Origin of the sequence: Streptomyces sp. NPDC050121 (assembly GCF_044460385.1) — a bacterium.
Classification (GTDB): domain Bacteria; phylum Actinomycetota; class Actinomycetes; order Streptomycetales; family Streptomycetaceae; genus Streptomyces; species Streptomyces soliscabiei.
In genome coordinates this window covers 158,862-181,835 of record NZ_JBITJV010000021.1, presented here as the reverse complement: position 1 = coordinate 181,835, position 22,974 = coordinate 158,862, and the positions used below count along the sequence as shown (strand labels likewise).

Annotated in this window: 20 protein-coding genes; 15 read left to right on the top strand and 5 right to left on the bottom strand. The window is 70.5% G+C overall.

Annotation, left to right across the window (positions count from 1 at the left end; translation table 11 throughout):
- Positions 1 to 470: 470 nt before the first annotated feature.
- On the bottom strand, positions 471 to 1,019 hold the full coding sequence (locus ACIBTS_RS29125; RefSeq protein ID WP_079661362.1) for a MarR family winged helix-turn-helix transcriptional regulator: 549 nt from the start codon (positions 1,017 to 1,019) through the stop codon (positions 471 to 473).
- 110 nt (positions 1,020 to 1,129) lie between these two features.
- On the opposite strand from ACIBTS_RS29125, the gene ACIBTS_RS29120 reads away from it, so the two are divergent.
- Positions 1,130 to 2,413, top strand: coding sequence for an MFS transporter (locus tag ACIBTS_RS29120; protein WP_399323259.1), 1,284 nt, complete (start codon positions 1,130 to 1,132; stop codon positions 2,411 to 2,413).
- Between the two features lie 72 nt (positions 2,414 to 2,485).
- Here ACIBTS_RS29120 and ACIBTS_RS29115 read toward each other — a convergent pair whose 3' ends face one another.
- From ACIBTS_RS29115 to ACIBTS_RS29105, 3 genes are all read right to left on the bottom strand, one after another.
- Positions 2,486 to 3,283 carry a class I SAM-dependent methyltransferase gene (locus ACIBTS_RS29115; protein ID WP_399323257.1) on the bottom strand — a complete coding sequence of 266 codons (798 nt, stop codon included), beginning with the start codon at positions 3,281 to 3,283 and terminating at the stop codon, positions 2,486 to 2,488.
- A gap of 171 nt (positions 3,284 to 3,454) precedes the next feature.
- Positions 3,455 to 5,107 carry a SpoIIE family protein phosphatase gene (locus ACIBTS_RS29110; RefSeq protein WP_399323255.1) on the bottom strand — a complete coding sequence of 551 codons (1,653 nt, stop codon included), beginning with the start codon at positions 5,105 to 5,107 and terminating at the stop codon, positions 3,455 to 3,457.
- A gap of 226 nt (positions 5,108 to 5,333) precedes the next feature.
- Entirely contained in the window at positions 5,334 to 6,713 is a 1,380-nt protein-coding gene (locus ACIBTS_RS29105) for an NAD(P)/FAD-dependent oxidoreductase (RefSeq protein WP_399323253.1), read from the bottom strand.
- Positions 6,714 to 7,091: 378 nt separating this feature from the next.
- Between ACIBTS_RS29105 and ACIBTS_RS29100 the strand changes: the two genes are divergently transcribed.
- Positions 7,092 to 7,865 carry a TetR/AcrR family transcriptional regulator gene (locus ACIBTS_RS29100; protein WP_399323251.1) on the top strand — a complete coding sequence of 258 codons (774 nt, stop codon included), beginning with the start codon at positions 7,092 to 7,094 and terminating at the stop codon, positions 7,863 to 7,865.
- An 85-nt stretch (positions 7,866 to 7,950) separates the two neighbouring features.
- Here ACIBTS_RS29100 and ACIBTS_RS29095 read toward each other — a convergent pair whose 3' ends face one another.
- Positions 7,951 to 8,808, bottom strand: coding sequence for a hypothetical protein (locus ACIBTS_RS29095; RefSeq protein WP_399323249.1), 858 nt, complete (start codon positions 8,806 to 8,808; stop codon positions 7,951 to 7,953).
- Between the two features lie 183 nt (positions 8,809 to 8,991).
- On the opposite strand from ACIBTS_RS29095, the gene ACIBTS_RS29090 reads away from it, so the two are divergent.
- From ACIBTS_RS29090 to ACIBTS_RS29030, 13 genes are all read left to right on the top strand, one after another.
- The gene (locus ACIBTS_RS29090; protein WP_399323247.1) at positions 8,992 to 10,221 is read left to right on the top strand and encodes an MFS transporter; all 1,230 of its coding nucleotides are present in this window, start codon (positions 8,992 to 8,994) and stop codon (positions 10,219 to 10,221) included.
- Between the two features lie 198 nt (positions 10,222 to 10,419).
- Positions 10,420 to 10,788 (top strand): cupin domain-containing protein, encoded by a 369-nt coding sequence (locus ACIBTS_RS29085; protein WP_361705623.1) that lies wholly within the window; start codon positions 10,420 to 10,422, stop codon positions 10,786 to 10,788.
- 54 nt (positions 10,789 to 10,842) lie between these two features.
- Positions 10,843 to 12,378, top strand: a complete 1,536-nt coding sequence (locus ACIBTS_RS29080) for an amino acid adenylation domain-containing protein (RefSeq protein WP_399323244.1) — start codon at positions 10,843 to 10,845, stop codon at positions 12,376 to 12,378.
- A 63-nt stretch (positions 12,379 to 12,441) separates the two neighbouring features.
- Entirely contained in the window at positions 12,442 to 12,912 is a 471-nt protein-coding gene (locus ACIBTS_RS29075; protein WP_399323242.1) for a hypothetical protein, read from the top strand.
- Positions 12,900 to 14,057 (top strand): cytochrome P450, encoded by a 1,158-nt coding sequence (locus ACIBTS_RS29070; RefSeq protein WP_399323241.1) that lies wholly within the window; start codon positions 12,900 to 12,902, stop codon positions 14,055 to 14,057. The genes ACIBTS_RS29075 and ACIBTS_RS29070 overlap by 13 nt, the downstream gene beginning before the upstream one ends.
- 15 nt (positions 14,058 to 14,072) lie before the next feature.
- Entirely contained in the window at positions 14,073 to 14,309 is a 237-nt protein-coding gene (locus ACIBTS_RS29065; protein ID WP_319677676.1) for a phosphopantetheine-binding protein, read from the top strand.
- Positions 14,309 to 15,049, top strand: a complete 741-nt coding sequence (locus ACIBTS_RS29060; RefSeq protein ID WP_399323239.1) for an SDR family NAD(P)-dependent oxidoreductase — start codon at positions 14,309 to 14,311, stop codon at positions 15,047 to 15,049. The genes ACIBTS_RS29065 and ACIBTS_RS29060 overlap by 1 nt, the downstream gene beginning before the upstream one ends.
- Before the next feature lie 24 nt (positions 15,050 to 15,073).
- Positions 15,074 to 15,895: a PAS domain-containing protein gene (locus ACIBTS_RS29055; protein WP_399323237.1), complete on the top strand. Its 822-nt coding sequence runs from the start codon at positions 15,074 to 15,076 to the stop codon at positions 15,893 to 15,895.
- 144 nt (positions 15,896 to 16,039) lie between these two features.
- Complete coding sequence (locus ACIBTS_RS29050; protein ID WP_399323236.1) at positions 16,040 to 17,419, top strand: MFS transporter; 1,380 nt, start codon at positions 16,040 to 16,042, stop codon at positions 17,417 to 17,419.
- A complete protein-coding gene (locus tag ACIBTS_RS29045) occupies positions 17,412 to 19,499 on the top strand; it encodes a molybdopterin oxidoreductase family protein (protein WP_399323234.1) in 2,088 nt (695 codons plus the stop codon). Before ACIBTS_RS29050 ends, ACIBTS_RS29045 begins: the two co-directional genes overlap by 8 nt.
- Before the next feature lie 4 nt (positions 19,500 to 19,503).
- A complete protein-coding gene (locus tag ACIBTS_RS29040; RefSeq protein ID WP_399323232.1) occupies positions 19,504 to 20,829 on the top strand; it encodes an FAD-dependent oxidoreductase in 1,326 nt (441 codons plus the stop codon).
- The gene (locus ACIBTS_RS29035) at positions 20,826 to 22,028 is read left to right on the top strand and encodes an NAD(P)/FAD-dependent oxidoreductase (RefSeq protein ID WP_399323230.1); all 1,203 of its coding nucleotides are present in this window, start codon (positions 20,826 to 20,828) and stop codon (positions 22,026 to 22,028) included. Before ACIBTS_RS29040 ends, ACIBTS_RS29035 begins: the two co-directional genes overlap by 4 nt.
- On the top strand, positions 22,025 to 22,966 hold the full coding sequence (locus ACIBTS_RS29030; protein ID WP_399323273.1) for a 2-hydroxy-3-oxopropionate reductase: 942 nt from the start codon (positions 22,025 to 22,027) through the stop codon (positions 22,964 to 22,966). The genes ACIBTS_RS29035 and ACIBTS_RS29030 overlap by 4 nt, the downstream gene beginning before the upstream one ends.
- Positions 22,967 to 22,974: the final 8 nt, after the last annotated feature.

Genomic DNA, 22,974 nt, shown 5'->3' with positions numbered 1-22,974 from the left:
GACGCTTCCTTTGTACTCACCCGAGAGACTCTCTCAGGCTTTCCTCCGGGCGCTTCCCTTCGGTCTTGCGTTTCCGACTCTATCAGATCTTTTTCCGATCCGATTCCCTCGGTGCTTTCCAGGTTCTCCGCGTTTTTCGTTTCGCGGTTTCCCTTTCCGGCGGTTCCGACTCTATCAGATCCTTTCGGCCCTGATTCCCAGTCAGAGGGGGCTTGTCTTCGCGGCTGTTTGGGCCGTTCCGACGTCTCAAACCTTAGCGGATCTGCTCGGCAGTTCCTAATCGGACTGCCGACTCCGACTCGAATTGAATTCGGGCACGCCGAATGCAATCCCGTTGGGAGATCATGCTGATGGTTTGAGGTGCCGCTTCTGCGGCGGAGGTGCTGTCGAAGAACCGTTACAGCTCCCTGGCAACCCGAAGAACTCTACTCACCCTGCAAGGGGGTGTCAACCGCCCCTGTCAAGATCTTTTAGTCGAGGTCGCTGAGCCGGCCGCCGGCGTCGGGCTGGGCGTGCTCCACCCTACGCAGGAGTCTGGTCAGGACCTCGCCCAGAGCCGTGCGCTCCTCCGCGGAGAGGTCCTGGAGGAGGTCGCCCTCGAAGACCGTCGCCATACGCATCGCCTCCAGCCACTTCTCTCGGCCCTCGGGCGTCAGCTCCACGATCACCCGGACCCGGTTGGACTCGTCCCTCTCACGGGTCACCAGTCCTTCGGAGACCATGCGGTCGATCCGGTGGGTCATCGCGGCCGGCGTCAGGCCGAGGCGCTTGGCCAGGTCGCTGGGGCCCAGACGGTAGGGGGCGCCGGAGAGGACGAGGGCCTTGAGCACCTCCCACTCGGCGTTGCTGATGCCGAGGTCGGCGGTCTGGCGGCCGTAGGCGACGTTCATCCGGCGGTTGAGTCGGGACAGCGCCGAGACGATCTTCTCGACCTGGGGGTCGAGGTCCTGGAACTCGCGCTGGTAGGCGGCGATCTGCTCTTCGAGGGTCGGCTCAGTGACGCCGGGGGTCTCGGCCATGGCCGCAGTATCGCACGCGGCGACTTGGCCTTGAAGTCCTTCGGAATATAGTCTTTAGCTTCGAAGTTTAGCTTTGAAGTCTTCAGATCTAACTAGTGAGAGAGGTGAACGTGACCGGGGCCAAGGGCGCAGCGATGCGCCGGATCCACGTGGGCAACGCACTCAGCGCGTTCGGACTGGGCTTCACCGTCCCTTACCTGTACGTCTATGTGGCGCAGGTGCGGGGGCTGGGAGCCATGACGGCAGGGCTCGTCCTCACGGTCTTCGCCGTGGCCGCGCTGATCGTGCTGCCGTTCGCCGGTCGGGCGATCGTGCGGCGCGGTCCACTGCCGGTCCTGCTGGTCGCCCTGGTCACCGCCGCGCTGGGTGCGCTGAGCCTGGGGCTCGCAGGCAACGCCACCGCAGTACTGGGCTCCGCGGTGGCGCTCGGGGCCGGGCAGGCCGTGATGCAGCCGGCGCTGGCGACGATGATCGTGGACTGCTCGACCGCGGAGACCCGGTCGCGGGCGTTCGCGATGCAGTTCTTTCTGCAGAACCTCGGGCTCGGCGTGGGCGGGCTGATCGGCGGGCATCTCGTCGACACCACTCGTGTCTCCTCCTTCACGCTGCTGTTCGCCATCGAGGCGGCGATGTTCCTGTTGCTGGCCGTGGTGATGTCGACCGTGCGTCTTCCGCATGCTCCGCGCCTCGGCGACGCCCCGCAGTCCGCCGGGGGGAGCTGGAAGCAGCTGCTCGGCAATCGGGCCATGGTGCAGCTTTCCGTGCTGGGCTTCGTGTTGTTCTTCGCCTGCTACGGGCAGTTCGAGTCGGGGCTGAGTGCCTACGGCGTGGAGGCCGCCGGGATCTCGACGTCCGCGCTCGGGACGGCTCTGGCCGCCAACACCGCGGTGATCGTGGTCGCGCAGTTCGCCGTGCTGAAGTTCGTCGAGCGGCAGAAGCGGTCGCGGGTGATCGCGGCGGTGGGGCTGATCTGGGCCGTGGCGTGGGTCGTGGCCGGGTATGCCGGGCTGGGGCATGGGAGCCGGGAGATGGCGACGGCCGCCTTCGTTTCGACGTACGCGCTGTTCGGGCTGGGTGAGGCGATGCTGTCGCCGACGGTCGCGCCGCTGGTGGCCGATCTGGCGCCGGAGGGGATGGCGGGGCAGTACAACTCGGCGTTCGCCCTGGTGAAGCAGCTCGCGCTGGCCGTCGGTCCGGCGGTGGGCGGGCCGATGGGGGCCTCGCTGCACGCGTCGTACATCGTGACGTTTCTGCTGTTCTCGCTGGGGATCACCTTCCTCGCGCTGCGGCTGGGGCGGCAGCTGACCGCCGTCCAGGATCAGCCGTGGCTGGCGCGCAAGCGGGTGGTCGCGCGGGGCGGAACTGCTGTGGAGCCTGTGGGCGCCCAGGCCTGAGATCCGGGTCCGGGCTGGAGGCGGCCGTCGTTCTTGGGACGACGGCCGCCTCTTGCTGTTCGGCTCGTGTGATCAGCGGACTGCTGTCACCAGGGTTGTCGTGAAGGGGAAGGTCGTCGTGTCCTCGGGGAGGCGGGCGCGGATCGTGGCCGCGGCCTCGGTGAGGGCCTGTTCGCCGAGCGTGTCGGCGATCGTCCGTCCCCAGGGGATCGCGGAGAGGTGGCCGCGGACATAGTCCTCCAGAGGGGGGAGGGTGATCGTGAAGGTCAGGCGGCGGCTGGTCGTGTCGCGGAATCCCGCGCGGTCGAGGGCGGCGGTCAGGCGGTCCGCGGTGGCGAAGGCCGCTCTGAAGCCCGCGGCCGCCTCCGGGGTGTCGTACTGCTCGACCGCGTGCCGCTGGGCCACGAAGTACGGGGAGTCGTCCAGGTGGGACCAGACCGTGGCGGCGAAGCGGCCTTCGGGGCGGGTGACCCGGGCTGTTTCGCGCAGTGCCGCATCGAGGTCGGGGAAGAACTGGGCGCCCTGCTGGCAGAGGACGGCGTCGAAGGTCGCGTCGGGGTAGGGGAGGTCGTCGGCGGCGGCGCAGGTGAACTCGATGTCCGGGTAGAGGCGGGGGTGGCACGCTTCGGCGATCTTGAGCATGCCCTCGTTGAGGTCCGCGCCGGCGACCCGGCCGGTGGGGCCCGCCTGCGCCGCTGCGGCACGGGCCGCGAAGCCGGTGCCGCAGGCGAGGTCGAGGACGGTGGCGCCGGGGTAGAGGTCCGCGGCGTCCACGAGTGCGGTGACGAAGGGCGCCATGAGGGGCGCGACGTAGTGTTCGTAGCGCTCGGGGGCGCTTCCCTTGAGGTGAAAGCCCGTTGCGTCTGCCATGGGGAGCTACTAGCACCGGGGGGCGGGTTCGCCTAGGTGCCGCGCGCGAGGGAACGGGCGTTCGAGGAGCTTCTCGGCCTCATCCGGGGTCCATGTCAGCCCCGTCCCGGTCGGGGCCGTCCCGGTCGGGGCCGTCCCGGTCGGGGCCGTCCCGGTGGGTGCGGGCCGGTCTCATTCGGTCGGCTTCGGCAGGACGAACTCGCACCACACCGCCTTTCCGCCGCCCGGGGTGCGTCTGCTGCCCCAGTTGGAGGCGATCGTGGCGACGATGGCGATGCCCCGGCCGGACTCGTCGCCCGGTTCCGCGCGGCGGCGGCGCGGGAGGTGGTCGTCGCCGTCGGTGACCTCGATGATCAGTCGGCGGTCGGTGCGGCGCAGCCGTAGCCGCATGGGCGGGATGCCGTGCTGGAGGGAGTTGGCGACGAGTTCGCTGGCGGCGAGGACGCCGAGGTCGTGCAGGTCGGCCGGGAAGCGCCAGCTGGTGAGGACGCCCGAGGCGAAGGCACGCGCGCGTGGGGCCGCTTCGACGCCGCCGAGGAGCTCCAGGGCGGCGTTGCGGAACAGCTCGCTGTCGGGGCCGGTGCGGGCGGGGTGCTGGAGGACGAGGACGGCGACGTCGTCGTCGTGGTCGGCGGTGACGCCGGCCGAGCGGACGAGGCGGTCGCAGACGACCTGGGGGGTGCCGGTGGCGCCGGACAGAGCGCGTGCCAGGGAGGCGATGCCCTCGTCCAGGTCTTCGTTCCTGCGTTCGACCAGGCCGTCCGTGTAGAGGACGGCGGTCGAGCCGGGGCCGAGGGGGATCGAGCCGGAGGCGTGCATCCAGCCGCCGGTGCCCAGGGGCGGCCCGGTGGGCTCGTCGGCGCGATGGACGGTGCCGTTCTCGTCGCGGACCAGGATGGGCAGGTGGCCTGCGGAGGCGTACACCAGCCGGCCCTCGTTCGGGTCGTGGATGGCGTACACGCAGGTGGCGATCTGGTTGGCGTCGATCTCCGCGGCGAGGCCGTCGAGGAGCTGGAGGACCTCGTGCGGGGGCAGATCGAGACGGGCGTACGCGCGGACGGCCGTGCGGAGCTGGCCCATGACCGCCGCCGCGCGGACGCCGCGGCCCATCACGTCGCCGATGACCAGCGCCGTGCGGCCGCCGCCGAGGGTGATGACGTCGTACCAGTCGCCGCCGACCGCGGCCTCGGTGCCGCCGGGCTGGTAGGTGGCGGCGATCCGCAGGTCGTCGGGCTCTTCGAGCTCCTGGGGGAGGAGGGAGCGCTGGAGGGTGACGGCTGTCTCGCGCTGGCGCCGTTCGCTGGTTCTGAGGCGTTCGGCGGCCTCGGCGTGGTCGGTGACGTCGGTGGCGAAGATCAGCACGGTGCCCTTGCCGTTGTCCTCGGCGGCCGGGGTGCAGGTGAACGTGTAGTGGCGGCCGTCGGGGGCCTTGCGGGACTTCAGGGTGCGGGGCTTGCCGCTGCGCAGCGCCTGGTCGAGGAGGGGCATGAGGCCGAGGTCGCGGAGCTCGGGGAGGGCCTCGGCCGCGGGTTCGCCGCAGGAGCGGGCGCCGAAGGCCGCCGTGTAGGCGTCGTTGACGTAGGCGAGGCGGTGGTCGGGGCCGTGGACGAGGGCGACGAGGGCCGGGACGCGGTCGAGGACCTCACGGACCGGGAGTTCGTCGACGGCGGGCACGGGGGGCGGCTCGTCGGTGAGTTGTTCGGCGCGGGCCGCGGGTACGGAGCCTTCGCTCCACCGGTCCGTGGTGGTGACCGGGTGCTCGGCTCGCGCGGCGGCGCGGCGCTGCGTTCCGGGGAGCCGGGCGCTCCAGCGCGTGAAGTTCACGAATCCTTGCCTCGTGTAGTCGTCGTCGGCCGGCTCCGGGCCCGGCCTGGGCTGCGGGGGCCGCGCGGCGGTGGCCGCACAGTGTTGCAGCACCCGGGAGGTGGAGCACGGGGGAACAGCCTCGTGGGTTCGGGGGGCTATGAGCAGGGAGCAGTCTGGCAGTGTGGCCGCCGTCCGGGCCGACATTCGTCAGACGTGGGGGCGGCCGGTGGAGTTCCTGGATCGGTCAGGACGACCCCTTCGGGTCGCTGGAAGACTCGTCAGAAGGCTTTCCACCGGCAGCCAGTTCGAACTCCGCGCGGGGATGTTCGAGGGATCCGAGGGAGACGATCTCTCGTTTGAAGAGCCCTGAGAGGGTCCATTCGGCGAGGACGCGTGCCTTGCGGTTGAAGGTGGGCACGCGGCTGAGGTGATACGCGCGGTGCATGAACCAGGCCGGGTAGCCCTTGAGCTTGCGTCCGTAGAAATGGGCGACGCCCTTGTGGAGGCCGAGTGAGGCGACCGAGCCGACGTACTTGTGGGCGTACGTCTCCAGAGGTTCGCCGCGCAGGGAGTGCGCGATGTTGTCGGCGAGGACCTTGGCCTGGCGGACGGCGTGCTGGGCGTTGGGCGCGATCTCCGTGCCGGGTTCGCCGGCCGTGACGTCGGGGACGGCCGCGGCGTCTCCGGCCGCCCACGCGTGCGTGGCGCCGTCGATCGTGAGCTCGGGGGTGCATTTCAGCCGACCTCGTTCGGTGAGCGGAAGATCGGTGGCGGCGAGCAGCGGGTGGGGCTTGACGCCGGCGGTCCACACGACCGTCCGGGTCGGGAAGCGGGCGCCGTCGCTGAGGACGGCGACGCGGTCGGCGCAGGACTCCAGCCGGGTGTTCAGGCGGACGTCGATGTTGCGGCGGCGCAGCTCACTGACGGTGTAGCGGCCCATGTCGGCGCCGACCTCGGGCAGGATCCGGTCGGAGGCCTCGACGAGGATCCACTTCATGTCCTCGGGCTTGACGTTGTGGTAGTAGCGCGTGGTGTAGCGGGCCATGTCCTCCAGCTCGCCGAGCGCCTCGACGCCCGCGAAGCCGCCGCCGACGAAGACGAAGGTGAGGGCGGCGTCACGGATCGCGGGGTCGCGGGTGGAGGAGGCGATGTCCATCTGTTCGATGACGTGGTTGCGCAGCCCGATGGCCTCCTCGACGGACTTGAAGCCGATGGCGTGGTCGGCGAGCCCCGGGACGGGCAGCGTGCGGGAGATCGAGCCGGGCGCGAGGACGAGTTCGTCGTACGTCAGCTGCCGGGGGCCGGTGCCCTCCTCTTCGGTGGCGAGGGTGGTGAGGGTGGCGGTGCGTTTGGGGTGGTCGACGGCGGTGACCTCGCCGACGACGACCCGGCAGTGCGGCAGGACGCGGCGCAGGGGCACGACGACGTGCCGGGGGGAGATGGCGCCCGCGGCGGCCTCGGGGAGGAAGGGCTGGTACGTCATGTACGGGTCGGGTGTGACGACCGTGATCTCGGCCTCGCCCCGGCCCAGTTCCCGTTTCAGCTTCTGCTGGAGCCGCAGGGCCGTGTACATCCCGACGTAGCCGCCGCCGACAACGAGAATGCGCGCACGTTCCTTCACCATCCCATGACGCACCGGTCGCTGGAGTTTGTCCACAGCCTCGACAAACTGTGTGACCGCGAGTCGGGCGGGCGCGGGGTTGGCCGAAACACCGAAGTACGGGACAGGAGTGCAGGTCAGGGGGTGTGCGCCGGGGTGCGGGAAGGGGTGCAATCGGGACGTATGCGACCCGTACTCCGATCGGGGGGCGCTCCGTGCGGAACCTGCCCCTTCTGAATTGACTCCCTCTCAACTATGTTCGTGAGTCGACGGGGTGTCAGGGGGAAGCGCTCTGCGGGTCTGCGACGGGCGGGCCCGGGGTGGCCGTCCCCTGTTCCACACCCCGGCTTTCGATGGCGGGGAGAGTCTCCGGGGGGAGACGTCATTACCGGGGGATCATTCATGCACATTCAGAACTCGCATTGGCCGTCCGCACCAGCCCTCGCATCCGGCGGTACGGTCGGTGCGGTCGGTGCGGCGATGGGAAACGGACGCGGGGACGGCGCGCGGTCAGCGCCGCTTCGCGTGGACGCACAGCGCAATCTGGAACACGTACTGCGGGCGGCGCGCGAGGTGTTCGGCGAGCTGGGGTACGGCGCGCCGATGGAGGACGTGGCGCGGCGCGCGCGGGTCGGCGTCGGCACGGTGTACCGGCGGTTCCCGAGCAAGGACGTCCTGGTGCGGCGGATAGCCGAGGAGGAGACCTCCCGGCTGACCGACCAGGCGCGGGCGGCGCTCGGCCAGGAGGACGAGCCGTGGTCGGCGCTGTCGCGCTTCCTGCGGACGTCCGTGGCCTCCGGCGCGGGGAGACTGCTGCCGCCGCAGGTGCTGCGCGTCGGGGTCTTTGAGGACGGCGTCGAGGCGGCGTCGGCCGACGGGGGGCGGGTGCCGCAGCAGCGGACCCAGCCGGGTAGCGGTGAGCTGCGGCTCGTCGCTGACGACGGCACGACGGCCGCCGTCGACGACGCCGGGGCGGCGGCGCTGCTCGAGGTCGTGGGCCGGCTCGTGGAGCGGGCGCGGGAGGCGGGCGAACTGCGCGCCGACGTCTCGGTGTCGGACGTGCTGCTGGTCATCGCGACGGCGGCGCCTTCGCTGCCGGACCCGGCCCAGCAGGCGGCGGCCTCGGCGCGGCTGCTGGACATCCTGCTGGAGGGCCTGCGGTCGCGGTCCGCTTGACTCGTAAGGGTGGCTGTGGGGGGGGGGGGGGGGGGGGGGGGGCGGCCCCCCCCCCCCCCCCCCCCCCCCCCGCGACCACTGTCCCTCAGGCCAGCGACTTCGCGGCCTTCTCCACGGCGTCCTGTGCCAGGGCCCAGTCGCCGCCGAAGTGGTCCGCCAGCGCGTGCAGCCAGCGCTCGACCCCGAAGCCGACACAGCTGGTGGACGCCGGTTCGCCGGTCGGCAGCGAGATGGCGCACCGCTCACCGAAGAAGAGGAAGTGGGTGTTGACCGAGGCGATCGCCAAGCCCTTGTAGACGTACTCGTACTTGACCGGAAGCAGCTGCTGGAACGTGGCACGCTCGCCGGACTGGTCGAAGAAGGGGTCGGAGGCCGCCCGGCGTTCCAGCGGCAGGCCGATCTCGCCGGCCAGGGCGTCCAGGAAGCGCGCCGAGCGATCGAGGTGGTCCGTGACCTGGTCCGGGCTTCCCAGCGCCACGACCTCGCGCATCCGGAACGCCTTGAGGCGGCGGAGCCCGTCGAAGTGGTCCTCGTTACGGAAGCACTGCGCGACCACGGTCACCAGCTCTCCGTCCGGGGACACCTGCTGGTCGCGGTGGTGGAGGTACACGCCGTAGCAGGCGCTGGAGGGGAGGGCGAGGCCCGCCCCGCGCAGCGCCCCGGGACCGAACTCCCCGGCCAAGGACTGCTGTTCGATCTGTCCGGTGCCGGCCGCGGCGACGTCCAGGGGCGAGGAGACGAGGGCGAGCTGGGGGAAGTTCCGGTAGACGTCGAGCGCGGCGAGGTCGGCGACCGGCAACAGCGCGGGCACGGTCAGGGCGGTGGCGCCCGATGCCCTGGCCCACCGGGTGCAGAGGTCGTCCAGCGTCTCGGCGAGTCGGGTCGGCTCCTCCTCCAGTGCGACGAGTCCTTCCGCCACCCGGACAGCTGTCTGTGCGCTCATCTGAAGCTCCTTCGTGTGTGAATGCCTCATCCGGCAGGACGAACTCCGAGGCCAACACCTTTGACGGGGCGGGGTTTTCGCGCCTCGCGGCACTCGGTAAGGTAACACCTCAGAGGACCTGAGGACCTGAGAACCTGATGATTATAGATCTTTACTCCCATGGAGAACAGGACAGACTTTTCAATGAAAAAAGGGCAACTCGGCTTTCTGACCGGCACGCACGCGGTCAATGACCTGTATCAGGGCGCGATCCCCGCGATGCTGCCGTTCCTGATGTCCGAGCGTCACTACAGCTATGCCGCGGTCTCCGGCCTGGCGTTCGCGGCGAGCGGCGTCTCCAGCCTGTTCCAGCCGCTGTTCGGCGTGCTCTCCGACCGCAGGCCGCAGAGCTGGCTGGTGCCGGCCGGGTTCGTCACGGCCGCCCTGGGCGTGGTCGCGGCCGGACTGGCCGGCAACTACGCGGTCACCTGGCTGTGTGTCGCGGTGGCCGGGATCGGCATCGCGGCCTACCACCCGCCCGCGACCAGCCAGGCCCGTGCCGCCGGCGGCTCCTCACAGAAGGCGATGAGCGTCTTCTCCGTCGGCGGGACGGTCGGCGGCGCCGTCGCGCCGTCGCTGGTCACCCTGGTAATCGGGTCGGCGGGGTTCGACGCGAGCTATCTGCTGGCCGTCCCCGCGGTGATCATGGCGATCCTGTGGGGGCTCAAGGGGCCGTGGATGCGCCGGCGGGGCTACACGGAGACGGCTTCCCTGGTGACCGCCGCATCGGCGACGAAGTCCGGGGCCGGCACGGCACAGGCTGACGACTGGCGCGCCTTCGGCCGCCTGGTGGTCGTCATCGTCGGCTGGTCCATCCCCTTCGTCACCGTCACCTCCCTGGTGTCCCTGCACGCCCAGCGCGATCTGGGGCAATCCGCGGCGGCGGGCGCCGCCGCGCTCACCGTCTACACCGCGGCCGGCGCCGTCGGCACCCTGCTGGGCGGCCTGGTCGGCGACCGGTACGGCCGGATGACCTCGCTGCGCGTCGGATACCTGACGGCGCTTCCGGCCCTGCTGGGCATCGCGTGGGCCCCGGCGTTCTGGGTGCTGGTCGCCAGTGCCGCACTGTTCGGCGCCGCCATGTTCCTGCCCTTCGCCGCCCAGGTGACGCTGGCACAGGACTACCTGCCCCACCGCCCCGGCACGGCCAGCGGGCTGACGCTGGGGCTGGCCATGGCGGCGGGCGGCCTGTGCTCTCCCGCGTTCGGCTGGTTGGCCGATTCCAGCGGTCTGCGCGCGACCTTCTACGCGCTGCTGTTCGTCTTCGCCGTCCCTGTCGCCCTGGCGATGCGCCTTCCCGATCGCGTCCTGGAGCGGCCCGACGCGCCGTCTGCGGAGTCCGTCGAGGCGGCGAAGACCGGCAGCGCGCAATAGACATCTCGGCCACTTTGCAACAGGGAATACTCTCCCCGCCCTCGGCCGGCTATCCGGAATGTGAGATGCCCATTGAAAGTAACTTCGCGGTTACGTACCGTCTGGTCTGGGTCGTAAAGCGTTCCACCAAAGCAACGACCCCCAGGGACCCAAAAGGTCCCGGGCCGTGCACCACGTGTATCAACCAGGAGAAATCCGATGAAGATAAACTGGGACGACCACGAGGAACTGAAGGCCGAAGGGATCGCACTGTCGCGTCGCTTCGCGTTCGGCCAGGAAATGTCCTGCCTCAAGGTGGTGGCCGATCAGTCCGGAGAACTGAACATGCCTCCGCACTGGCACGAGAACGAGCAGTGGGTCGTGGTCACGGAGGGGTCCATCCGCTTCGTCTGCGAGGGCACCGAGTACGAACTCAACGCCGGTGACGTGGCCTACATCCCCTCGCGCCAGCGCCACACGGCGACCTTCGTGGGAAAGGAAGGCGCCGTGCTCATGGAGTTCTCCGCTCCCCCGCGGCTCGACCTCGCACCCGGCTCGATCCTCCCCTCCTCGATGAAATTCGACTGACGCCCGCCGAAAGACTCGCCGCTTGTCAGCGACCGCGCCGATGGGGGATCAATCGTGCGTAGCACCATGTACGACAGGGCAGAATTCGAGTCAACCATTCATGAGGCATTCGAGCGGATCGCCCGGGAATTACCGGACCGCAATGCCATCGTCACCGCCGGGGAGGCGGTGACCTATGCGGAGCTGGCGGCCAGGTCCCGTCGAATCGCTCACCGGCTGATCGGGCACGGTGTGCGGCCCGGCAGCGTCGTTCCCGTGGTGGCCCGCAGGTCACCGGACCTGGCCGCAGTCCTGCTCGGCGTCCTGATGGCCGGCGGCGCCTACGGCGTCCTGGACGTGCGCTGGCCGACCCCCCGCATCGCCGAACTGCTGGGCACCATGCGCTCCCCCGTCGTCCTGGCGGATGCCGCGGGTTCCACCCGGCTCGACCAGGCAGGGACCGACCACACCACCTTCGACGACCTGCTGCGGACGGACCCGGCCGTCCCGGCGTTGGACGGCCTGCCGGACGTACCGCCGGACGCCTGCGCCACCCTGTTCTGGACGTCGGGGAGCACCGGCAGCCCCAAGGGGGTGCTGTCCCCGCACCGAGCCACCACGAGACTGTTCGCCCCGAAGGGCTTCATGGACTTCGGCGAGCACCCGGTGATGATCCACGCGGCGGCCGTCGCCTGGGACGCCTTCACTCTGGAGCTGTGGGGCACCCTGCTCAGCCGCGGCACCGTGGTCGTGCACGAGGACGACCTGCTGCTGCCCCCCGCGATCCGCTCCTACGTCCACGACCTGGGCGCCACCCATCTCTTCCTCACGCCCTCGCTCTTCGACGTGATCGCGGGCGGCGACATCGAGTGCCTGGGCGGTCTGCGGGCCGTACTCCTGGGCGGGGACAAACCGTCTCCGGCGAACTGCCGGAAACTGCTCGACACCCACCCCGGCATCGAGCTGTACAACGGTTACGGGCCCGTGGAGTCCTGCGTGTTCGCCACGGTCCATCGCATCACCGAGGACGACACCGCGGCGGCGCCCGGCATCCCGGCCGGCCTTCCCGTGCCCGGCACACAGCTGTACATCGTCCGCGACGGCGTCCCCGTCCGGCCGGGTGAGACGGGCGAGGTCGCCATCGGCGGGACGGGACTCGCTCTCGGCTATCTGAACGCCCCCGCCCAGACCGCCGCCGTGTTCCGGCACGTCACGGCCGGCGGGAAGCGGATCCCGGTCTATCTCACCGGTGACCAGGGCCGGCTGGACGAATCCGGCGTCCTGCATTTCGTGGGCCGCAAGGACGCCCAGATCAAAATCGCCGGTCATCGAATCGAACCGGCGGAAATCGAGTCGGCCGCCCGAACCCTGGGCAGTACGCGATCGGTCGTCATGCCGATCCCCGATCGCACCGGAACACCCCGCATCATCCTGTTCGCCGAGCAGCCCTACAAGGCCATGACCGAGCAGGAAATGCAGGGACACCTCAGGGAGCGGCTCCCGGCCTACATGGTGCCCTCCAAGGTGCACTTCGTCTCCTCGATGCCACTCCTGGAGAACACGAAAATCAACAAGCGGGAACTGTCGGCGCGCTTCGGCTACACCTCCTGAACGCCCGCACGAATTTCTGCTCCACAAGTGCCAGACCCCGTGCAACAGGCAAGGACTCGACACTTGAGTACACAGAACACCGAAGAAAAATTCTCCCTCGCCCTAGAATCCATCCAAGGCAAACGCCGAATAGAACGAGTGCTGGAAGCGGCGAACGCTCTCCTTGAGCGATATGCGACCCAGCACGATCCCAAAGAACGTCTCAGGCTCGTCTTCGAGCTCGTCCGGCGAAACTTCACACCGGAAACAGCCATCACCTTCGGCGACTTTTCCCTGGGCACCGACGGACTGGTCGGCGTAGCCGGACCGGAGGCCGTACCTCCCGCCCCTTCCGCCCCCAACGGGGATATTCGCGGCCGAACAGTTTTCCACTGCAAATTAGATGTACCTGGTGGAGAGACCGGATCGATCACCGCGTTCTACACGGAACCCGGGTCTCTGGGCCTGACCGACGCCGAATGGCTCGCGGCGATGCGACTGCTGGCCGGCATCGCCGGTCTGGGCATCGGGGGGCATGCGACATGCCCTTCGTAGCGACCGCGGAGTCTCCGGCGAGCCTGCTCGCACGGCCCTACTGGTACCGGCATCTCAGGGCGCAGGCGGACGTGCACCGGCTGGACGAGGGACTGTTCGCCGTGACCGGCAACGCGGCGGTGCAGGAGGCGCTCGCCCATCCCGCGATCGTGGCCGACCATCCGCTCAAGGCCAGCGCGCGCGCCTTCGGCCCCAACGTGCTCGACGCCGACGGGCCGAGTCACCGGGCCTTCCGTGCCCTGTTGGCGCCGATCCTGTCCGCCGGCCGTATCGCCGAGTACAAACAGGCGCTGATGCCGGGGCTGATCCACAGCCTGGTCGACAGCATCGCGGGCATCGAGACCGACGACTTCTACAACTCCTTCGCGCACCGGGTGCCGTACGGAATCGTGTGCACGATCCTCGGTGTCGACACCTCGCTGGAGAGTCGGTTCCACCGCCTGACCCGTCCGCTGGCTCGGCTTCTGGACTATCCCACCGAGGAAACCGACGAGACCCACGCCAATGTCAGCGAGTTGCTGCGGCTGATCGAGGAACAGCGGCCCGCCAGGGCCACCGGCGCGCGGTCCCTGCTGGAGACGATCGAGCGGACCCGGGACCGCAAGGGGATCTCACTGACCGACAGCGAGGTGCGCTCGACGGCACTGCTGTTCTTCCTGGCCGGCACGGAGACCAGCAGCGCGTTCATCACCTCGCTCGTGTACTGCATGGGACGCGGCGTCTTCGACCTGGACGAGCTTCGCGACGAGGCGGTCCGGGACGACTACATCGAAGAGACCCTCAGGCTGTACCCGCCCGTGCAGACCATCGTTCGGTTCGCCGCCGAGGACCTGACCGTTCAGGGCGTGCGGGTGCCGCGGCACTCGGCGGTGCTGGCCTCGGTCGCCGGAGCCAACCGTGACCCGCGGGTCTTCGACCACCCCGACCGGTTCGAGACCGGCAGGAGCCGCAAGGGCTCGATCCCGTTCGCGGTCGGAGCGCACGCCTGCCCGGGGGCCATGCTCGCCAAGACCGAGTTCTCACTGCTCATCGAGGAGATCGTCCGGCGCTGCTCGGACGTGGTCGTCACCCGCGACCGCCTCGGCATGGAGAGCCAGTCGTTCTCCCATCCCACCGACTTCTCCGTGGAGTTCAGGACAAAGTAAGAGGAAGAGGGCACAGTGGAAAGCAAGATAACCTCGCTGCGCAAGTGGCTCGACGGCCTCCACGAGAAGCCGCTCGACATCCAGGAAGACACCGACCTCATCCAGTCGGGCGCGGTGACAAGTCTCCAGTTCGTCCAGATGGTCATCGAGATCGAGCGCCTGCACGGTCAAAAGCTGGACCCGGGCGTCATCACCATCGAGTCGATGCGCACCCTGAAGGCCATCGACACGACCGTCTTCCAGGCCGCCTGATGGGGCAGGACGCTTCCCGGGTGGCGGTGGTCTCCGGCACCTCGTCCGGGATCGGCGCGGCCGTCGCGACGGAGTTCCTGCGCAGGCAGTACACCGTCGTCGGACTGTCCCGGCGTGGCAACCCCGCCCTCAACGAGGAGAGCGGCTACGTCGACCTCGTCGCCGATGTGCGGGACGGCGAGGCAGTGCGCGCCGCTCTCGCCTCGACGGGCGCCGCCCTCGCCGAGGGGGTCGGGGCGGTGGTGCTCAACGCCGGCCTCTCACCGGATCCGGTCGACCTCGTCAAGGTCGAGTGGCAGGTGGCGGCGGACACCTACGAGACGAACGTACGCACGGCGCTGAACCTCGTACAGGCGACGGCTCCGCTGCTCAAGCAGGCCGGCGGCGGCTCCCTGACGTTCGTCGGGGCGAGCCTGGCCAACGGCTACCGGCCCGAACGCTGGGCGTACGCGGCCAGCAAGGCCGCGATGACCACCCTGATGCGAGCGTGCTCGGTCGAGTTCGCCGACGACGGTGTCGTGGCGAACGAGGTACGTCCCGGCCCCGTGGCGACCGCCATGACGATGGCCGGGCTGGACGGCGAGATGAACGAGCAGATCCTTCGCGCCATCAACGCGGGATTCGGAACGGACTGGCTCAAGTCGCCGCGCACCGTGGCGGAGTGGATCGTCGCCATCGCCGAGTTCCCGTCGAACGGACCCACCGGTCAGGTCTTCAACTACAGCCGCAAGGTTCTGTAACCCAGAGAAAGGCAGACAGACACCATGTCGAAGCACCCTTCTTCCGAGCAGCTTCTCGACCTGTTCAACTGGGCCTCTCCCGGCATGCTGGTCACCGACGCCGACGGCACGGTGGTGCTGGCCAACAAGGCCGCCACGGAGCTTCTGCGGGACGGGGCCACGGCCGGCAGCAGGCTCGCCGACGTCCTGGGCATCGACGGCCACGACGCCTTGGTGAAGGCCCAGACGCCGGTGGAGAACCTGGAGGTGGCCTTCACCAACCCCGAGTTCCCCTCCGGGTACGCCAACGTCGGCTTCGGGACGGTCGACGGCGCCACCTACGGCTTCTGGGCCCTGCGCCCGGTCACCACCCACCCGAGCCCCTCCCCCGCGCCGGGCGAGGGCTCCTCCACCGCCCAGGCGTGGATCGACCAGGTCGACCGGTCCAGCGAGTCCTACACGCCGGCCGGTGAGGACGCCGTCGCGTTCATCCAGGCCTACTACGACAACTGCCCCGTCGCCATCCACCTCATCGAGGAGGACGGCACGGTCGCCCACGCGAACTGGAAGGACATCGCGATCGTCGGGGCGAGCGAACAGCCGGACACCTACGTCGGTCACCACATCCGGCACATCTACGCCGACCAGGACGTCGTGGACGACTTCCTGGGCCGCTGGGGCGAGGACGCACCGATCATCGACTTCCGCGCGGACTTCCTCAACAAGGGCGAGCGGGTCCCGGTGGTGATCTTCTCCACGGCCAAGGTCGAGAACAACAAGCTCAAGAACACCCGTTGCTTCGTCTTCCCCGACAGCCACCCGGACCGTGACCGGGACAAGGTGAAGGCGCTGGACCTCAGCTTCTGAGGTCTTTGACCCGTCGCGCGTCACCGCGTCACCGCGTCACCGCACCACCGCACCACCATGCAAGCCGAAACGCCGGGCCCCGGCGAGCAACCCTCGCCGGGGCCTGTCCGTGCCCACGAAGCCCGTCACGCACTCGGAGTGAACATGGCTCACACATCTGCCCGACAGGGCAGTTGGCTCATCGGCTGGGATCCCGAGGACGAGGACGCCTGGCAGGCGGGAGGCCGTCTGATCGCCCGCCGCAACCTCGTCCTGTCCGTCCTGTCCGAGCACGTCGGATTCTCGGTGTGGACCCTGTGGTCCGTCCTCGTCCTGTTCATGTCCCCGGAGATCGGTCTCGGTTTCGGCTCCGGCGAGAAGTTCCTCCTGGTGGCCACGCCGACCGTCGTCGGCGCCCTGCTGAGGCTGCCCTACAGCCGTGCCGTGACCCGGTTCGGCGGCCGGAACTGGACGGTGTTCGCGACGAGCATCCTGCTGGTGCCGGCGTTCTCGGCGCTGTACTTCGTGCAGCGGCCCGGCACCCCGCTGTGGGTGTTCCTGCTGGTCGGCGCCCTGGCAGGGGTGGGAGGCGGCAACTTCGCCTCCTCGATGACCAACATCACCGCCTTCTACCCGCGGCGCCACCAGGGCTGGGCGCTCGGCCTCAACGCGGGCGGCGGAAACCTCGGCGTGGCGGCGGTCCAGCTCATCGGACTCCTGGTGATCTCCGTCGCGGGCGACACCCACCCCTCCTATGTCGCCGCCGTGTACCTGCCGGTGATCGTGCTGGTCGCGCTGCTGGCAGCGTGGAAGATGGACAACGTCGACGCCGTACGCTCCGAGCCCGGCACCCGGCGCGAGGCGGCGCGGGACCGCGACACCTGGTTGATCTCGCTGCTCTACATCGGCACGTTCGGCTCGTTCATCGGCTACGGCTTCGCCTTCGGCCTGGTCCTGCAGAACGAGTTCGGCGCCTCGCCACGGGAAGCCGTCGGCTACACCTTCCTCGGGCCGCTGCTGGGATCCTTCACCCGTCCGCTGGGCGGCCTGCTGGCCGACCGCATGGGCGGCGCGCGGGTGACGTTCTGGAACTTCCTCGGCATGGGCGCCGCCACCGCCGTGCTCATCGTGGCAGCCGAGGCGAACTCCTTCGCACTGTTCGTCGCCGGCTTCACCGCCCTGTTCGTCCTCAGCGGCCTCGGCAACGGCTCGACGTACAAGATGATCCCGGCGCTGTTCGCGAAGAAGGCCGAGGACGAGGTCACCTCCGGCCGCGACGCCCGTGACGCCTTCGCCCGGGCGCGGCGCCTGTCCGGCGCGGTCATCGCCATCGCCGGCGCCGTCGGCGCGCTCGGCGGGGCCGCCATCAACCTCGCGTTCAAGCTGTCCTACACCGACGGATCCGGCTCCGGCATCCCCGCCTTCGTCGCCTTCCTCGCCTACTACGCGCTGTGCCTGGCCGTGCTCAGGTCCGTCTACCTCCGCCGCGTCCCGAGCGCACGCAGGCGGGCCACGGGCGCAGTGAAGGAAGCCAGCCGTGTCTGACCTGCCCGCGCCGATACCCGAGGCGAACACCCACTGCCCGTACTGCGCGCTGCAGTGCGCCACCCAACTGCACGGTGACCTCGACGTCGGGGTCAAGGTGCGGCCGCGGGACTTCCCGGTCAACCGGGGCCGGCTGTGCCAGAAGGGCTGGACGGCCCCCGAGGTCCTGCACACCGCCGACCGGCTGACCCGGCCCCTCGTGCGCGGCGCGGACGGCCGTCTTCGGGAGGCCTCCTGGGAGAGGGCGCTGGACACCGTGGCGCGGGGCCTGCGCGGCATCCGCGCCCAGCACGGCCCGGACGCCGTGGCGGTGTTCGGCGGCGGTGGCCTGACCAACGAGAAGGCGTACCTGCTGGGCAAGTTCGCCCGCCTCACCCTGCGCACCAGCCAGATCGACTACAACGGCCGCTTCTGCATGTCGTCCGCGGCGGCCGCCGGCAACGCGGCGTTCGGGCTGGACCGGGGCCTGCCCTTCCCCGTCGCCGACCTCAGGGGAGCGCAGACCGTGCTGCTGGCGGGGGCGAACGTCGCCGAGACCATGCCGCCCCTGATGCAGCACCTCGACCAGGCCCGACTGATCGTCATGGATCCCCGGCGTACCGCCACGGCCCGGCGCGCGGCACTGCACCTTCAGCCGACGCCCGGCACCGACCTCGCGCTCGCCCTCGGTCTCCTGCACGTCGCGGTGGCGGAGGGGCTGGTGGACCAGGACTACGTCCACGAGCGCACCCACGGCTTCGGCTCGGCGGCGCGACGGGCCATGGCATGGTGGCCGGAGCGGGTCGAGGAGGTCACCGGTGTGCCGGCGAGCGCGCAGCGCCGGGCGGTCCGGATGCTCGCCGAGGCCGACAGCGCCTACGTCCTGACCGGTCGGGGCGTCGAGCAGCACAGCAACGGCACCGACACCGTCGCGGGGTTCGTCAACCTCGCGCTCGCCCTCGGCCTGCCGGGGCGGCCAGGCAACGGTTACGGATGCCTGACCGGGCAGGGCAACGGCCAGGGCGGCCGGGAACACGGTCAGAAGGCCGACCAGTTGCCCGGCTACCGCGCCCTCACCGATCCGGCCGCGCGCGCCCATGTCGCCCGGGTGTGGGGGGTGTCGCCGGACGAGCTGCCGGGCCCCGGGCGCAGCGCCTACGAACTGCTGGACGCGCTGGGCGGCGAGCACGGGCCACGGGCACTGCTGGTCTTCGGCTCCAACCCGGCGGTCTCGGCCCCGCACGCCTCGCACGTGAGCGAACGGCTCGCGTCACTGGATCTCCTGGTCGTGGCCGACTTCGTCCCCTCGGAGACGGCCCGTATGGCCGATGTGGTGCTGCCGGTCACGCAGTGGGCCGAGGAGGAGGGAACCCTGACCAACCTCGAAGGCCGGGTACTGCGCCGCCGTTCGCTGCTGCCGCCCCCGCCGCAGGTGCGCAGTGACCTTCGGGTCCTGCACGATCTCGCCGTACGGCTGGGCGAACCGGCGGGCCGTTACCCGACCGAGCCCCGAGAGGTGTTCGAGGAGTTGCGTGCCGCGTCCCGTGGCGGCAGGGCCGACTACTCCGGCATCTCCTACGAGCGGCTGGACGCCGGGGAGAGCCTGCACTGGCCCTGCCCCGACACCGAGGGCGCTCACCCGGGGACGCCGCGGCTCTTCCTGGACCGGTTCGCACACCCCGACGGCAGGGCCCGGTTCGCGGACGTGGACCATCGGGGGCCGGCCGAGGAGATCAGTTCCGCCTACCCCCTCTACGCCACGACCGGCCGGGTTCTGGCGCACTATCAGTCGGGTTCCCAGACCCGTCGCGTCGCGGAGCTGCGCGAGGCGGTTCCCGAGCCGTTCCTCGAAGTCCACCCCGACACCGCGGCCCACTGCGGGCTGACCGAACACGGCCTCGCGATGGTCGTCTCCGCGCGCGGCAGCATGACGGCCCGGGTCCGGCTGGACGCGACGATGCGCCTGGACACCGTGTTCGTGCCCTTCCACTTTCCGGCCGCGGGCCGGGCCAACCTGTTCACCCACCCGGCTCTGGACCCGCGCAGCGGCATGCCCGAGTTCAAGGTGTGCGCCGTGCGGATAACCCCCCACCAGGAGTGACACGTTGAGCAATGTACTTGTCGTCGGCGACGGTCCGGCAGCCCAGCGGCTCGTGGACCGCCTGCGGCACCACGGTTTCGACGGCGCGGTCACCGTACTGGGGGCCGGACCGGCCACGGTGGTGACTTCCGTCGACCGGGCACGGCGCAGGGTCCTCGCGCAGGTGAACGGCGCGCCCGCCACATATTCCTACGACGCCCTCGTCCTCGCTGTCGAAGCCCGCCCCCTGATCCCCGGCATTCCCGGTCTGGTCGACTCCGCGGGACGCCTGACGGACGGCGTCGTCGCCCCGGGTCCGGCCTCGGGCACACCGCCGGTCACCGGAGAGAGCGCGGCCGTCCTCGGTGAGGGCCCCCTCGCGGTGGAGACCGCGGCCTCGCTCGCCGCTCGCGGCGTCGACGCCACCCTGGTCTGCGCCACCCCTCATCCCCTGTACACACGGCTGGGCGAGACGTGCAGCGGCATGCTCTCCGAGCGGCTGGAGCGGGCCGGGGTCACCGTGCTCGGCGGGAGAACGGCCGTGGGCCGTCTGCCGGGCCGACTCCGGCTGGACGACGGAACGACACTGCGCGCCGAGACGGTCGTCCTGTGCGCCGGGACCGCCCCCGACACACGGCTCGCCCGCGCCTGCGGTCTGGACGTCCGCGTCGGCACCGTGGTCGACGACCGGCTGCGCACCAGCGACCCCCACGTGCACGCCATCGGTGACAGCACCGCCCACGACGGCCGGCTCGCCGACGGTCCCCAGGTCGCCTGGGAGCAGGCCGAGGCCCTCGCCGAGATCCTCGCCGGACATGCTGTGACCTATCGGCCGCGCCCGTCCGCGCTGCGGCTGCGCACCGATGTCGCGGACGTGGCCGCCATCGGCTCGCCCGCCGATCTGCACCGGCCCGGCACCCGGCAGATCGGCCTCACCGACCGGGCCAACCGGAGGTACGTCCGTCTCGCCCTGCGGGACGAACGTGTCGTGGCCGCCGTGCTGTTCGGCCTGCCGCAGGCCATCGCGACCATCGGGTTCCTCCACAGACGCGGACAGCGGCTTCCCTCCGACCGGCTCGGGCTGCTGCTGGACCTGCCTGCCGGCCCGGCGTCGGGCAGTGCCGCGGGCGGCGGGAACGCTCCGGTCTGCCTGTGCGGCAACGTGTCGGAGCAGACGCTGCTGGCGGCGTGGCGGGCGGGCTCCCGCACCGTCACGGAACTCGCGAAGACGACCCGCGCCACCACGGGCTGCGGCGGCTGCACCGGGCCGGTGGAGGAACTGTGCCGCGTCTGGGCGCGCGCATCCCGGCAGGAAAGGGAGAAGGAAAGGGAAAGGGAGAAGGCATCATGACGCGGACACTCCTCGTCGTCGGACACGGCATGGTCGGCCACCGACTCGTCGAGCAGCTCAGGGTCCTGGACACCGAGCGGACCTGGCGCGTCGTCGTCGTGGCCGAAGAGCACCATCCCGCTTACGACCGGGTCAGCCTGTCCTCGTACCTGGACGGCAAGAGCAAGTCCGACCTCACTCTGGTGGCAGCGGACTTCCTGAGCGACCCTCGGACGGACCTTCTTCTGGGCTGCCCCGTCGTCTCGGTGGACCGGACCGCCCGCAGCGTCGAGACCGTCCACGGCGAGCGGATCTCCTACGACGCGCTGGTCCTGGCCACCGGTTCACGCCCGTTCGTCCCGCCGGTTCCCGGCCACGACCTGCCGGGTTGTTTCACATACCGCACCTTCGACGACCTCGACGCCCTGCGCGCCGCCGCCTCCCCCGGGCGGCCGGGCGTCGTCGTGGGGGGCGGGCTGCTCGGTCTGGAGGCGGCGAACGCCCTGCGCCTGCTGGGGATGCGCCCCCATGTCGTCGAGACGGCCCCGCATCTGATGCCGGCGCAGCTCGACGCGGGCGCCGCGCGCGTGCTGCACCGGCGGGTCGCCGAGCTCGGCCTGCGCGTGCACTGCGCCACGGCCACGGCGTCGATCGAGGCCGGGGCGGACGGGGCGGTGCGGGCGGTGACGCTCTCGGACGGGACGGTGCTGGAAGCCGACGTGGTGGTGTTCGCCGCGGGCGTGCGGCCGCGTGACGAACTGGCCGACGCCGCCGGGCTCGAGCGGGGCGAGCGGGGTGGCTTCGTCGTCGACGATCTCTGCCGCACCGCCGACGAGCGGGTGTGGGCCGTCGGCGAGTGCGCCTGCGTGCGAGGACGCTGCCACGGCCTGGTCGCTCCCGGGTACCGCATGGCCGACAGCGTCGCGCGCCAGCTGACGGGGCGGACCCCGGAGCCGTTCGACGGCACCGACACATCGACCGCGCTCAAGCTGCTCGGCGTGCGGATCGCCACCTTCGGCGCCACGCGTCTCGACCACGGACAGACGCTCGAAGCGGTCTTCGCCGAGGACACCGACCGCTACGCCAAGATCCTGCTCCGCCAGGACAGCGGTGATCTGCTGGGCGGGATCCTCGCCGGCGACACCGGCTCCTGGACGGCGCTGCGTTCCCTCGTGGGCCGCAGGCCGCCCGCCGACCTGGAGCGGCTGCTCCTGCCCTGAAACCCGCTCCGCCTGCGCTTTCACCCGCTGTCACCAAGGAGTTCACGTTGAAGACGATCGCTTTCCTCGGCCTTGGCACCATGGGCAGCCCGATGGCTGTCAACCTGTGCCGAGCCGGCCACACCGTGTACGGATGGAACCGCAGTGACGGCAGGGACGGGCCGCTGCGGGCGGCGGGCGGCCGGCCCATGGCGTCGATCCGCGAGGCGGTCCGCGAGGCCGACGTGGTGATCACCATGCTGCCGGACGCTCCGCAGGTCGAGGAGGTCGCTCTCGGCGCCGACGGCATCCTGGCCAACGCCCGCCCGGGGACGCTGCTGATCGACATGTCCACCATCGCCCCGCAGCACGCGATCACGCTGGCGGGCAAAGCCGCCGAGCACCGGATCCGGGTTCTGGACGCGCCCGTGGCGGGCGGGGAGCCCGGTGCGGTCGACGGCATCCTGTCGATCATGGTCGGCGGGGACGCGGAGGACTTCGCGGCGGCGAAGCCCGTCTTCGAGGCCCTCGGCAGGACCATCACGCACTGCGGTCCGAACGGCCGCGGCCAGACGGTGAAGGCCGCCGGCCAGCTGGTCCTCGCGATCAACCTGCAGGCGTGCGCGGAAGCGGTGGTCTTCCTCGAGAAGTCGGGGGTGGACCTCGAAGCCGCCCTCGACGTCATCGGCGGCGGCATGGCGGGCTCCACCGCCCTCGCCCGCAAGAAGGCCAACTTCCTCGAGCGCGACTACACACCCAGCTTCCGGATGGGCCTGCACCACAAGGACCTGGGCATCGTCACCGACACCGCCCGCGCGATCGGCGCCGCCATCCCCCTGGGCAGCCTCGCCGCCCAGTTCGTGGCATCGGCCGTGGCCCGTGGAGAGGCGGACCTCGACCACTCCGCCCTGCTCCGCGGCGTCGAACTCCTCAGCGGATACGACCACGAGGAGCGGTGACAGGTCAC

Excerpts from the sequence above, each read along its gene's own strand:
- ACIBTS_RS29125 (WP_079661362.1), bottom strand. The coding sequence starts at position 1,019 with ATGGCCGAGACCCCCGGCGTCACTGAGCCGACCCTCGAAGAGCAGATC.
- ACIBTS_RS29115 (WP_399323257.1), bottom strand. The coding sequence starts at position 3,283 with ATGGCAGACGCAACGGGCTTTCACCTCAAGGGAAGCGCCCCCGAGCGC.
- ACIBTS_RS29105 (WP_399323253.1), bottom strand. The coding sequence starts at position 6,713 with ATGGTGAAGGAACGTGCGCGCATTCTCGTTGTCGGCGGCGGCTACGTC.
- ACIBTS_RS29100 (WP_399323251.1), top strand. The coding sequence starts at position 7,092 with ATGCACATTCAGAACTCGCATTGGCCGTCCGCACCAGCCCTCGCATCC.
- ACIBTS_RS29095 (WP_399323249.1), bottom strand. The coding sequence starts at position 8,808 with ATGAGCGCACAGACAGCTGTCCGGGTGGCGGAAGGACTCGTCGCACTG.
- ACIBTS_RS29090 (WP_399323247.1), top strand. The coding sequence starts at position 8,992 with ATGAAAAAAGGGCAACTCGGCTTTCTGACCGGCACGCACGCGGTCAAT.
- ACIBTS_RS29085 (WP_361705623.1), top strand. The coding sequence starts at position 10,420 with ATGAAGATAAACTGGGACGACCACGAGGAACTGAAGGCCGAAGGGATC.
- ACIBTS_RS29070 (WP_399323241.1), top strand. The coding sequence starts at position 12,900 with ATGCCCTTCGTAGCGACCGCGGAGTCTCCGGCGAGCCTGCTCGCACGG.
- ACIBTS_RS29060 (WP_399323239.1), top strand. The coding sequence starts at position 14,309 with ATGGGGCAGGACGCTTCCCGGGTGGCGGTGGTCTCCGGCACCTCGTCC.
- ACIBTS_RS29055 (WP_399323237.1), top strand. The coding sequence starts at position 15,074 with ATGTCGAAGCACCCTTCTTCCGAGCAGCTTCTCGACCTGTTCAACTGG.
- ACIBTS_RS29050 (WP_399323236.1), top strand. The coding sequence starts at position 16,040 with ATGGCTCACACATCTGCCCGACAGGGCAGTTGGCTCATCGGCTGGGAT.
- ACIBTS_RS29035 (WP_399323230.1), top strand. The coding sequence starts at position 20,826 with ATGACGCGGACACTCCTCGTCGTCGGACACGGCATGGTCGGCCACCGA.